Origin of the sequence: Aeribacillus sp. FSL M8-0235 (assembly GCF_038000355.1) — a bacterium.
Taxonomy (GTDB): domain Bacteria; phylum Bacillota; class Bacilli; order Bacillales; family Aeribacillaceae; genus Aeribacillus; species Aeribacillus composti.
This window is the reverse complement of sequence record NZ_JBBOBW010000001.1, coordinates 2,846,282-2,858,689: the sequence shown is the minus strand read 5'-3', so window position 1 is coordinate 2,858,689 and position 12,408 is coordinate 2,846,282. Positions and strand designations below refer to the sequence as shown.

Annotated in this window: 10 protein-coding genes; 6 read left to right on the top strand and 4 right to left on the bottom strand. The window is 41.4% G+C overall.

Features of this window, described 5'->3' with window-relative positions; all coding sequences use genetic code 11:
- The first annotated feature begins 54 nt into the window (after positions 1–54).
- On the top strand, positions 55–1,374 hold the full coding sequence (locus NSQ71_RS13995) for a CBS domain-containing protein (protein ID WP_066247825.1): 1,320 nt from the start codon (positions 55–57) through the stop codon (positions 1,372–1,374).
- Between the two features lie 47 nt (positions 1,375–1,421).
- Here the strand turns inward: NSQ71_RS13995 and NSQ71_RS13990 are convergent, their stop codons facing one another.
- Positions 1,422–1,721, bottom strand: a complete 300-nt coding sequence (locus NSQ71_RS13990; RefSeq protein ID WP_063387389.1) for a YtpI family protein — start codon at positions 1,719–1,721, stop codon at positions 1,422–1,424.
- 88 nt (positions 1,722–1,809) lie between these two features.
- Here NSQ71_RS13990 and NSQ71_RS13985 point away from each other — a divergent pair, with 88 nt between their 5' ends.
- Positions 1,810–2,748, top strand: coding sequence for a DHH family phosphoesterase (locus NSQ71_RS13985; RefSeq protein WP_340734114.1), 939 nt, complete (start codon positions 1,810–1,812; stop codon positions 2,746–2,748).
- A 46-nt stretch (positions 2,749–2,794) separates the two neighbouring features.
- Here the strand turns inward: NSQ71_RS13985 and ytrI are convergent, their stop codons facing one another.
- A complete protein-coding gene (gene ytrI, locus NSQ71_RS13980) occupies positions 2,795–3,298 on the bottom strand; it encodes a sporulation membrane protein YtrI (protein ID WP_066247820.1) in 504 nt (167 codons plus the stop codon).
- Positions 3,295–3,633, bottom strand: a complete 339-nt coding sequence (locus NSQ71_RS13975) for a YtrH family sporulation protein (protein WP_063387392.1) — start codon at positions 3,631–3,633, stop codon at positions 3,295–3,297. The genes ytrI and NSQ71_RS13975 overlap by 4 nt, the downstream gene beginning before the upstream one ends.
- Before the next feature lie 213 nt (positions 3,634–3,846).
- Here NSQ71_RS13975 and dnaE point away from each other — a divergent pair, with 213 nt between their 5' ends.
- Positions 3,847–7,185, top strand: coding sequence for a DNA polymerase III subunit alpha (dnaE, locus tag NSQ71_RS13970; RefSeq protein ID WP_340734113.1), 3,339 nt, complete (start codon positions 3,847–3,849; stop codon positions 7,183–7,185).
- Positions 7,186–7,431: 246 nt separating this feature from the next.
- On the opposite strand, the gene NSQ71_RS13965 is transcribed toward dnaE, so the two are convergent.
- Positions 7,432–8,661 carry an IS110 family transposase gene (locus tag NSQ71_RS13965; protein ID WP_027725928.1) on the bottom strand — a complete coding sequence of 410 codons (1,230 nt, stop codon included), beginning with the start codon at positions 8,659–8,661 and terminating at the stop codon, positions 7,432–7,434.
- 433 nt (positions 8,662–9,094) lie between these two features.
- On the opposite strand from NSQ71_RS13965, the gene NSQ71_RS13960 reads away from it, so the two are divergent.
- From NSQ71_RS13960 to accA, 3 genes are all read left to right on the top strand, one after another.
- Entirely contained in the window at positions 9,095–10,327 is a 1,233-nt protein-coding gene (locus NSQ71_RS13960; RefSeq protein ID WP_066247817.1) for an NAD(P)-dependent malic enzyme, read from the top strand.
- Between the two features lie 192 nt (positions 10,328–10,519).
- Entirely contained in the window at positions 10,520–11,383 is an 864-nt protein-coding gene (accD, locus tag NSQ71_RS13955; protein ID WP_066247816.1) for an acetyl-CoA carboxylase, carboxyltransferase subunit beta, read from the top strand.
- Positions 11,377–12,351, top strand: a complete 975-nt coding sequence (gene accA / locus NSQ71_RS13950) for an acetyl-CoA carboxylase carboxyl transferase subunit alpha (RefSeq protein WP_063387396.1) — start codon at positions 11,377–11,379, stop codon at positions 12,349–12,351. The genes accD and accA overlap by 7 nt, the downstream gene beginning before the upstream one ends.
- The last annotated feature ends 57 nt before the right edge of the window (positions 12,352–12,408 follow it).

The following is a 12,408-nucleotide window of genomic DNA, read 5'->3' as shown; positions in this document are numbered from 1 at the left end:
TAAGTAAATGTTTGAAGAATTTGCCAATCGTGTAACTTAAAAGGAGGGAAGAAATTGGCGACAAAGCATGAACAAATTTTGAACTATATTGAGTCTCTGCCCGTCGGAGATAAAATTTCTGTCAGACAAATTGCCAAAGTTATGAATGTCAGTGAAGGAACTGCCTATCGTGCGATTAAAGATGCGGAAAATAAAGGCTTTGTCAGCACAATCGAAAGGGTCGGCACCATTCGAATTGAAAAAAAGAAAAAAGACAATATTGAAAAGCTGACATTTGCGGAGGTTGTCAATATTGTCGACGGACAAGTGTTAGGCGGCAGGGCCGGTCTTCATAAAACTTTAAATAAATTCGTTATCGGCGCCATGAAATTGGAAGCGATGATGAGATATACAGGTGCTGGAAACTTGCTCATTGTCGGCAACAGGACAAAAGCTCAGCAGTCGGCTTTGGAAGCAGGTGCCGCCGTTTTAATAACCGGGGGATTTGACACAGATGATTATGTAAAAAAACTGGCGGATGAGCTCGAGCTCCCGATAATATCCACTAGCTACGATACTTTTACAGTGGCTACGATGATAAACAGAGCGATATATGACCAGCTGATCAAAAAGGAAATCGTGTTAGTGGAAGACATTTTGACCCCATTAGAAAAAACTGTCACGTTAACCCCGAATGATCCGATTGAACGCTGGTTTGAATACAACCGGCAAACTGGACACGGACGATTCCCGGTCATTGATCAAGGTTTGAAGGTTGTTGGAATTGTCACGGCAAAGGATATTATGACGTCAGATCGAAAAACATCCATTGAAAAAGTGATGACAAAAAGTCCGATAACCGTTACAGGAAAAACATCTGTCGCTTCAGCTGCGCAAATAATGGTTTGGGAAGGAATTGAAGTATTGCCTGTTGTGGACGGAAACGGCCGCCTATCAGGTATGATTTCCAGACAGGACGTTTTAAAGGCTCTCCATTCAATTGAACGGCAGCCGCACACAGGTGAAAAAATTGATGACATCATCACGAGGCAGATGATCAATCTTTCTGATGAAGCAAAAGAATCAAACATTTTTAAATGTGAAGTAACACCGCAAATGACAAACCAGTTCGGTACCATTTCATACGGTGCCTTCACAACTCTAGTTACAGAAGCGGCCAATTATCATTTGAGACAGAAAAAGAAAGGCGAGCTTGTCGTTGAGAATATGACGATTTATTTTTTGAAACCTGTTCAAATGGAAAGTATGATTGAAATTCATCCGAAAATATTAGACGTGGGTCGAAAATTCGGGAAAATTGATGTGGAAGTATTCCACGAAAACACTTTAGTCGGCAAAGCTATGTTAATGGTGCAAATCATGGATCGTAATTAAAAAAAGACTGTCTGAAAAATAAGGACAGTCTCTCCCATATAATTTTCTTAGCGGGCATTTTCGCTTTCTTTGATTGCCAAAGGCAAATAATATTTGTAAGCTTTATATCCTGCCCAAATGCTCAGACAACCTGTTATAATAAAAACAACACCGACGATGAGCGCAACAGTGGATCGGTTTAAAAACATTTGGTTTAATCCGAAAAAGAAGACAAACAATCCTAGAGAAATGCTAGATTTAGATGAAATCCAGCTTCTTTCCATCGGACGTTTCGTGCGAAAATATTTGATTTTGTAAAAAACATAAAAAGATAAAGAAATGACCGTTAGGATAGCTAAAACAGGCATGATGTCAACCTCCATCTAAGTATCGTATATCATTTTACCATTAGTAAATGATGAAATAAAACATTTATGATGATAAAGGAGAGCTGAAATGAAACAACAGATTTTAAATGAAATAAAAGCATTCGATACGATTATTATACATAGACATGTCCGGCCGGATCCTGATGCATACGGTTCTCAGTGCGGGCTTGCGGAATTGTTAAAAGAATCGTTTCCTGAAAAAAACATATATGTAGTCGGCAACGATGAGCCTTCTTTAACGTTTTTATACAAAATGGATGAAATTCAAGATGACGTCTATCAAGAAGCGCTCGTCATCGTATGTGACACAGCTAACCAAGAACGAATTTGCGATCAAAGATATGATAAAGGGAAAAAATTGATCAAAATCGATCATCATCCAAATGAAGATCCTTATGGAGATATAGTCTGGGTAGACACATCTGCCAGCTCTGTCAGCGAAATGATTTATGAATTTTATCTATTTGGCAAAGATCAAGGCTTAACGTTATCGAAAAAAGCAGCCAGTCTCATTTATGCCGGAATTGTTGGGGATACAGGAAGATTTTTGTTTTCAAATACGACGAAAAAAACGTTCCAATATGCAAGCGAGATTATAGACTATGGGTTTTCATTTACGCAAATATACGACGAAATGTATAAAACGAAACTTAATGTGGCGAAGCTGAACGGTTACGTCCTGCAAAATTTTGTTTTGACTGATTCAGGGGCCGCTTATATAAAGCTTCCAAAAGAACTATTGGACGAATACCGCGTCACTCCTTCCGAAGCTTCACAGCTCGTCGGTGCTTTAGGAAATATTGAAGGGATCAAGGCGTGGGTGCTGTTTGTCGAGGAAAACAACGAAATTCGGGTCAGATTCCGCTCGAAGGGAATCGTGATCAATGAGCTTGCAAAACGCTTTAAAGGAGGAGGCCATCCGCTTGCGGCCGGAGCTACGATCGACAGCTGGGAAACTGCGGATCAAATCATTCAAGAGCTGGTCGCTTTATGTAAAGCATCTTAAGGAGGGCGCTTTTTCCCTCCTCATAATAGGAGAAAAGTTGCCATTATTATTTGCTCAATTTCAATTCTACTTCAACAATAATGGTCGGTGTAATGACAAGCTCCACGACAGTAGCGTTGTATTCTTTGTCATCTATTTTATATTTTCTATTTTCAATCGTTTTGGCAATTAAATGCCTTGTTTTCACAACACTGTCAATATCTTTTGCAATTAAATCAGCTAAATCGTTTTTGATCGTATTTTCAATCGAATATTTCATTAATTCATCCAGCTTATATTTTTCCGCATTTTTAATTTCGATTTTGACATCCTGTACAGTCAATAATTCTAAGTTTCTCTTATTTAGCTCTTTGTAATCCCTCTGCCAAATTTGAATGTCATTTTTTAATTGTTCGATCGTTTCTTGCTGTGTTGAAATGATTTTTACTTGTTTTTCTTGGTAATAGCCAAAGGAATATAGAAAAAACCCCCAGCTAATAAGAGCTCCTACGGCAACTCCGGCAAAAAAACGCTGCCATGAAGGCTTTTTATAATAAGGCGGGATTCTCATTGCGAAACATGCTCCTGTGTGAACCAAGAGATTAAGAGCCAGCCTGTTTGAGAACCACCCATGGCGGAAATGATTAACAAAATCTGTTTCACAATGTCCTTTGTCGCTCCTTCAAAAATCCCTCGTTCAAAGCTGTAAAACGCATCAAACGTCCCTCCAATAGCTGCAACAAGAGCCCAAATTTTCAATTTGTTTGCCATTCTGAAAATGGAGGTGAGAGGAGCATCGCCTGTAATATATGCGCCAATACCGCCGATTAACGAGCCGCCGAAAATGACTCCTAACGCAATAAAATACACTTTAATAAAGGTTGCAATAAAAGTATCTGTTTCCATTGAGCTTCCACCATCCTTTCTTCCGTTCATTGGGGAAATATGATTATAATAAACTTGCTAAATAGCCGGTTTCAGCAAGCAGTGAAAAGGCTTGTTTTATTCTCTTTCTTTATATGTATATGGATGGGAAGATAAAAGTATGAAGTTTGTCTTTCATTGAAAACAATGACTATAATTGTTTTAAGAAATCATTGAAAAAAGGTGGGGTCTTCATTGCCTTTTGTTCACCTACAAGTGAAGAGCGCCTATAGTTTGCTGACTAGTGCTGCGGGATTGGACAAGCTTGTCCGCTATGCGAAAAAAACTGGTCAAACAGCTCTAGCCTTGACAGACCATCATGTCATGTATGGAGCGCTCTCTTTTTATAAAATTTGTAAAGAACACGGGATTAAACCGATTTTCGGTTTAACTGCTACCGTTATCATAAAAAACGAACCGTATCCTTTTGTTTTGCTTGCTAAAAATAACAGCGGATACCGCAATTTGCTTAAATTAAGCAGTTTGCTGCAAACAAAGTTTCCGAAAGGACTTCCGCTTTCTTTTTTTAAACAATACAGCAGGGATCTTTTTGTGATCACACCTGGCAGACAAGGCTTGATTGAGCAGCTGCTTATAAACGGACAGATTGCAGAGGCAGGAAAAGCGGTGGAGTTTTTTCAAAGCATGCTCGATCCCAATTCTTTTTACATATCCTTACAAAATCACGGCTTGCCGGAAGAGCAGCAATTAAATGAAAAAATTGCGGAGCTGAGAGAAACGATCAAAGTTCCGATTGTCGCAACGAACGATGTTTTATATGTTGAAAAGGATGATGCATTTGCACACCGCTGTTTGCTGGCGATTAAAGACGGAACGACTGTAGAAGAACAAGACGCAGCGTTTGCTTGCGAATATTATTTAAAATCCCCGGCGGAAATGATAAACAATTTCGCGAACTTTCCTGATTCCATTGAGAATACTGTTCGGATCGCCTCCGAATGCCATGTTGAAATAGAATTAGGCAAAACAAAATTGCCTAAATACCCCTTTTCTGGAGGATTGAGCAGCGATGATTTTCTTGAACAGCTGTGCTTTGAAGGATTAAGAAAAAAAGTAACATCCCCTTCGAACGAGTATGTCAAAAGGCTGTCGTATGAGCTGTCTGTTATAAAAAAAATGAATTTTAGCGATTATTTTTTAATCGTTTGGGATTTTATGAAATACGCGCATGAAAAAGGTATTGTAACCGGTCCAGGCCGCGGTTCAGCAGCCGGCTCTTTAGTGGCATATGTACTAGATATTACGAATGTAGATCCAATTCGCTATAATCTATTGTTTGAGCGTTTTTTAAATCCTGAACGTGTTTCTATGCCAGATATCGATATTGATTTTCCGGATACAAGACGGGATGAAATGATTGAATATGTTGCGCGAAAATACGGAAAAGGGCATGTGGCTCAAATCATCACTTTCGGTACTTTTGCGGCCAAAGCTGCTATTCGAGATGTGGCAAAAGCGCTTGGAGCTTCGAATAAAGAGGTGGATGTGCTCGCAAAGCACATACCTTCAAAGCTTGGAATTACTTTAAGAGAAGCATTTGAACAATCGGCAGCATTTCGAAACATCCTTCATTCAATGGAAAAAGGAAAGGAAATTTTTGAAACGGCTTTAAAGCTGGAAGGCTTGCCGCGCCATGTATCGACGCATGCTGCGGGAGTGGTGCTAAGCGATCACCCGCTGACTGAAGTCATTCCGATTCAAAATGGTCATCACAATATATATTTAACACAATATTCAATGGATTTTTTAGAAGAAATCGGGCTGTTGAAAATCGATTTTTTAGGTCTGCGAAATTTAACGTTAATAGAAGATATCAAACGTTTAATTGAACGTTACGAGGGAACAAAGCTCTCTGTCCACTTTACAAATTATGATGATGAAAAAACGTTTTCCCTTTTATCGGAAGGAAATACGACAGGTGTGTTCCAATTTGAGTCAGAAGGAATGAGGAAAGTTTTACAAAAGCTAAAACCTACTAATTTGGAAGATTTGGTTGCGGTTAATGCTTTATATCGTCCAGGACCGATGGAAAACATTCCTGTCTATATCGAACGGAAGCACGGCCGGATGCCGGTAGAATATTTGCATAAAGATTTGCAGCCTATTTTAGAAAAGACATACGGAGTCATTGTGTATCAAGAGCAAATAATGGAAATCGCAGCGAAAATGGCCGGTTTTTCGTTAGGGGAAGCAGACCTGTTGAGACGGGCCGTCGGCAAAAAAATTAAAACGATTTTGGATGAAAACAGAAATCGCTTTATTATAGGTTGTTTAAAAAAAGGATACGACGAAAAAACCGCGAATAAAGTATACGATCTCATTGTTAAATTTGCCAACTACGGTTTTAACCGCAGCCACGCTGTTGCCTACAGCATGATTGCCTATCAGCTTGCTTATTTAAAAGCCCACTATCCTTTATATTTTATGGCTGCGCTAATGTCGAGCATCGGAGGAAATCAAGAAAAATTAGCGCAATATGTTCGAGAAGCTTCAGAAATGGGAATTACAATCCTGCCACCGTCCATTCATAAAAGCGGTTTTTCTTTTTTAGTGGAAAACGGATCTATCCGATTCGGACTTGCCTCGATTAAAAATGTTGGCATTGCCGCCATGAAAGAAATTGCAAAAGAAAGAAAAAAGAAGCCTTTTGAAGATTTGTTTGATTTTTGTATCAGGATGTCTTCAAAGGCAGTCAATCGCCGAACAATAGAAGCGCTCATTTTTTCTGGCGCGATGGATGATTTTGGGCAAGATCGGGCAACGTTGCTTGCTAGTATAGATGTTGCGCTCGAGCATGCAGAATTATTCAAAATGGATGAAAAAGAGCAAATCGTTTTTCCGCTTGACGATCTTGCTGCGATTAAACCAAAGTATGTGGAAGTGGAACCGTTCACCATTGAAGAAAAATTAAAATTCGAAAAGGAAACATTAGGATTTTATTTATCAAGCCATCCGATTCAGCCTTACGATTCGGTTTTGAAGCAGCTGGGGGCAGTTCGATTAATGGATTTATCGCAATGGATTGAAAAAAAAGTTCATGTGGGCGCGTATGTGACAAACGTAAAGGCAATTCGCACAAAAAGCGGCCAGGCGATGGCTTTTCTCAATATAAGCGATCAAAGCGGGGATGTAGAAGCGGTCTTGTTTCCTAATGAATACGCAAAGTTCAGCGGAAAAATAAAGAAAGGGAATGTTTATTTGTTGACCGGAAAACCGGAAATTAGAAATGAACATGTTCAATATATAATTCAAGACGTAAAAGACATCTCGGAATTTAAACGGCAGCGTGCTTTATTTTTAAAAATTGCAGATGAAGCATCAGAGAAACAAAAGCTTCTCGAAATAAAAAAAGTTTTGCAGGATTATCCAGGCAGCATACCTGTATTTATTTACCATGAACGAAAAAAGAAAGCGGTCAAGCTTCCCGAAACATTTGGTGTACAACCGTCTGAACAATGTTTGAATCGATTGCGGGCATTGCTCGGAGAAAGGAATGTCGCCTTGAGAGAATAAACATGTCTTTTTCTTTACAACGGATTGCATGTATAATATTTTAGAAATATCTAAAAAGTGGTCTTTCCATTTTGACGATTATCCATGTTGTTAAGTCCTGCGGTAATATGTCAAGGTGAAAAATCATAGAAATTGGAAATTCCCTTGTCCGATGATCCGAAAAAAGGCAATACTGAAGAAACCCAGTATTGGTACATGTAATAAACTGGGTCTAAAGGTTGATATTGGTATACCAGATCGATCCTCTTATCGATCTTCCCCCTTTCTTGGCGTGTAGATTTGACCGTTGCGTAGCAGCGCATCGATCACACGCACGAGTTTTCTAGCGGTGAGGACGAGGGCTCGTTTATGTTGGTGTTTGGGCACTTCCTCATACTTCTTCCGGTAGTACGCACGAAACGTCGCATCATGCCGTTGCACCGAGTTGGCAGCCTCCACTAGGTAGTAACGGAGATAGCGATTGCCGGAACGAATGAGGGAGGTGTCCTCGGCTTGAAAACGGCCCGATTGGTGCTTGGACCATGTCAAGCCGGCATATTTTGCCAAGGCGGCCTGGTTGTGAAACCGCTCGATTTGCCCGATTTCGGCCAGGATGCCTGCGGTATAAACCGGTCCGATGCCTGGGATGGTTTGCAGTGTGTTCGGAATGCCTTCAAGATGGCGGGTAATGGCTTTATCGAGCTCTTTGAGCTGCGATTGCAGGCTGCGGATTGATTGAATCGACAGCCCTAACAGCAAGTCGATGGAATCCTCGACACACTTGGACAACCGATACGACGAACGGGCCGCCTTTTGAATCGACTTGGCGATGCATTCCGGATCGGCAAAGCGATTGCGCCCTTTTTGGCGCAGGAAGTCGGCCAACTGCTTGACATCCATTTGGCAGATGTCATCGAGGCTCCACGACTCAAGCAGCAGTTCGAGAATGGCATGTCCGAAGATCGAACTGTCCACCTCTTGGGTAAAGGAACTGCATTTGTAAAACAAGTGCTGGAGAAAATACTGTTTCTCACGGGTTAACTGGTGGACGAGATGATATCGCATGCGTGTCAGTCGCTGAAGCGCGAGAAACTGCTCCTTGAGGACAGCCGTCATCTTCAGACGGCCGAAGCGAAGCCGATCCGCAATGATCCAAGCATCGATGTCATCCGTTTTCTCCAAGTCGACATAGGCTTCTTTAAACTTGCGAATGAGCTTTGGATTGATCGTAAACACCTTGACGTTCCAAGCCTGCAAGGCCTCCTGCTGGTGGAAAAACATAGCTGGATGCCAACTGTAGACCGAGGTGGCTTCCATCCCGATCAGAATTTCGGTTGGCTTTCGCTTGTTAGCCCACAGGAGGATTTGATCCCGAAGGAAGGTGGCGCCCAGAAGATGATTATCCACTTTGAAGCGTGCGCACGTATTTCCTTCATGATCCATAATGCAGGTGGCTAAGTCGCGTGAGCTCACGTCGATCCCGACGTAGAGTTTCATGAGATCACCTCCTATTGTTGTAGGATCGAGGGGTAGGACTCTTCGGGATGCCCCCGGATCGCGCCTGTTGACCAGTCACCCTCGCATATGAGAACTCACGTTGGACCATGGGCTGCCCTGGAAGCTGCTCCTTCCAGCATGGGGAAAACCAACGGGAACAGCCTGCGGGTTAGACGTCCAAACAGGGGCCGAGGAGACAGACTTTACAAGTAGTCAAAGCTACAGGAGTGAGAAGAGTATCCCCGATGATCCTAAGACCATTATCCAGGAACATTGCGAAAAGTCCAACCCCGGTACGCTCAACCCTTTGTGGGAGGGGCGCGCCCCTCCCACAAAGGCAACCACCCAAGATATGCGATTGTCAAGGAGCGTATCGGACTGGAAATTCGATAAAAAAACTTTCTGAAACTTAGTATACGAGGAGTGATAAAGGTTGTCATTAAGAGAAGAAGCATTACATATTCATAGTGTTCAGAAGGGAAAACTTGAAACAAAATCAAAAATTCCGGTACGAAATGCAAAAGATTTAAGTTTAGCATACTCTCCTGGAGTGGCTGAGCCGTGCAAGGCAATTTATGATGATAAAAGCAAAGTCTATGAGTATACGATGAAGGGGAATATGGTGGCGGTTGTCTCTGATGGAACAGCCGTTTTAGGGCTTGGAAACATCGGACCGGAGGCAGCTCTCCCTGTCATGGAAGGAAAAGCTGTTTTATTTAAAAGCTTTGCAGGTGTCGATGCGTTCCCGATTTGTATAGATACGACAGATGTGGAAAAAATTATTGAGACAGTAAAGCTTCTTGAGCCGACTTTTGGCGGCATAAACTTGGAAGATATTGCCGCACCAAATTGCTTCGAAATTGAAGAGCGTTTAAAAAAGGAAACGAACATTCCGATTTTCCATGACGATCAACACGGAACCGCCATTGTAACTGTCGCTGGTTTATTAAATGCGTTGAAGCTGGTCGGCAAAGAGATGTCAAATATTAAAGTTGTCGCAAACGGAGCAGGAGCGGCTGGAATAGCTATTATAAAATTATTATATCGCTATGGTGTTCGTGACATTATTTTGTGCGATTCAAAAGGAGCCATTTTCGACGGACGCCCTTACGGAATGAACAGCATAAAAGCTGAAGTGGCTAAATATACAAATCATGATCGCTTAGAGGGCTCTTTGGCCGATGTAATCGAAGGAGCGGATGTTTTTATCGGTGTGTCAGTCGCAGGAGCCCTAACAAAAGAAATGGTAAAATTAATGGCGGATAATCCGATCATTTTCGCTATGGCCAATCCAGATCCGGAAATTATGCCTGACGATGCGAAAGAAGCTGGAGCAAAAGTCATTGGAACAGGACGTTCAGATTTCCCTAACCAGGTGAATAACGTTTTAGCATTTCCAGGGATTTTCCGTGGAGCATTGGATGTAAGAGCAACACATATAAATGAACAGATGAAAATGGCTGCTGCTGAAGCGATTGCTTCTCTTATTAAGGAAGATGAGCTTCGTCCTGATTATGTTATTCCGGCGCCGTTTGATCCAAGGGTTGCACCATGTGTTGCTGCAGCTGTTGCGAAAACGGCAATGGAAACAGGTGTTGCACGCATAAAAGTAGATCCGGAAGAAGTTGCGGAAAAAACAAGAAAGCTTGCTATTATTGGAAAATAAAAGCGGCTACAAATGGCGAAAGAATGAGAAACCTCTCTTCTCTGCTGTTGGGAGAAAGAAAAATATGATATATTTATAATATTTGAATACCTCTCAAAAGATATAGGAAGAAGATCCGGAAGATTTAAGATTGATTGAAGGTGTCATCCCTTGCAATGAAGACATTATTCAGCCAAAAAGGGAGGTTCTATTTTGATAAAAAACATTTTTTCAAAAAAGAAAAAATATGCATCGATCCCTTCCGGACATGCAAAATATGATGTTCCTGAAGGTATTATGACAAAATGTCCAAAATGTAAAAAGATTATGTACTCAAAAGAAATTGAAAAAAATTTAAAAGTGTGCAACAACTGCGGCTACCATTTTCAAATGGGAGCGAGAGAAAGAATTGCCAGCCTTTTAGATCATGGCAGCTTTTTAGAATATGACAGCGATATGCGTTCTGAAAACCCTCTTAATTTTGAAGGGTATTTAGAAAAGCTAGAAAAAGACAAAGAGAAAACGAAGCTAAATGAAGCTGTCGTGACAGGCGAAGGAACAATCGGCGGATTTCCAGTAGTGATTGCCGTTATGGATGCAAGTTTTCGCATGGGGAGCATGGGTTCGGTAGTTGGCGAAAAAATTACAAGGGCAATTGAAAAAGCGAAGAAAAAAAACATCCCCTTTATTATTTTCACAGCTTCAGGCGGTGCTCGTATGCAAGAAGGCGTCCTCAGTTTAATGCAGATGGCGAAAACTAGCGCTGCTTTAAAATTATTCAGCGATGAAGGCGGACTCATTATTTCGGTTATGACCCATCCGACTACAGGGGGAGTATCGGCTAGCTTCGCTTCTTTAGGTGACTACAATTTTGCCGAGCCTGGTGCATTAATCGGTTTTGCAGGGCGCAGAATCATAGAACAAACGATCAGAGAAGAGCTTCCGGAAGATTTCCAAACTGCTGAATTTCTGCTGAAGCATGGGCAGCTTGATTCTGTATTGCACCGCCACCAACTGCGGGATACGTTAATCAACCTCTTGGATATACACCAAGCAAAGGGGGATGTAGATTGGTAGGAGAACTGGAATTTGAAAAGCCGATTATAGAATTAAAGAAAAAAATTCATGAATTAAAGGAATTTACAAAAACAGCGGATGTAGATTTGTCGGCTGAAATTGAAAAGCTGGAAACAAGACTAAAAAATTTAGAAAAGGAAATATATGATCACCTCTCCCCGTGGAATCGCGTCCAAATCGCACGCCATCCGAATCGCCCTACAACGCTTGATTATATTGAGCTGTTATTTGAAAATTTTTTCGAATGCCACGGAGACAGATATTTTGGTGATGACGAAGCGATTGTAGGAGGCGTTGCAAAATTTCATGGGATCCCTGTAACGGTAATCGGGCAGCAAAGAGGAAAAGATACGAAAGACAATATCCGAAGAAATTTTGGTATGCCGCATCCTGAAGGTTACCGTAAAGCATTGCGCCTTATGAAACAGGCGAACAAGTTTAACCGCCCTATTATTACGTTTATCGATACAAAAGGAGCTTACCCAGGAAAAGCTGCAGAAGAGCGGGGACAAAGTGAAGCAATTGCCAGAAATTTGTTTGAAATGGCCGGTTTTTCTGTTCCAATTATATGTATTGTCATTGGAGAAGGGGGAAGCGGCGGCGCATTAGCATTAGGAGTAGGAAATCATATATATATGTTGGAAAATTCTACTTATTCAGTTATTTCTCCCGAAGGGGCTGCCGCCCTATTATGGAAGGATGCCGGCTTAGCTAAAAAAGCGGCAGAAACAATGAAGATCACTGCCCAAGATTTAAAAGAGCTTGGTGTTATTGATGATATCATTCCGGAAGTAAAAGGCGGGGCACATAGGGATGTCCAATTGCAAGCTAAACACATTGAACAGGCTTTAAAACGATCATTAAAAGAATTGACCAATATGAGCGGAGAAGAGCTGATAAGGCATCGGTACGAAAAATTTAAAAGTATTGGGGCCGTTATTGACGAACAAGTGACAAATACGCAGTAACGTGCGCTCCTTGATGGAGCCGCACGTTATTTTTTTATTTTTATCTTTCGCATCGCT

What these genes read in the sequence shown, in the direction of transcription:
- NSQ71_RS13990 (WP_063387389.1), bottom strand. Translation starts at nt 1,721, where the DNA reads ATGCCTGTTTTAGCTATCCTAACGGTCATTTCTTTATCTTTTTATGTT.
- NSQ71_RS13985 (WP_340734114.1), top strand. Translation starts at nt 1,810, where the DNA reads ATGAAACAACAGATTTTAAATGAAATAAAAGCATTCGATACGATTATT.
- ytrI (WP_066247820.1), bottom strand. Translation starts at nt 3,298, where the DNA reads ATGAGAATCCCGCCTTATTATAAAAAGCCTTCATGGCAGCGTTTTTTT.
- NSQ71_RS13975 (WP_063387392.1), bottom strand. Translation starts at nt 3,633, where the DNA reads ATGGAAACAGATACTTTTATTGCAACCTTTATTAAAGTGTATTTTATT.
- NSQ71_RS13965 (WP_027725928.1), bottom strand. Translation starts at nt 8,661, where the DNA reads ATGAAACTCTACGTCGGGATCGACGTGAGCTCACGCGACTTAGCCACC.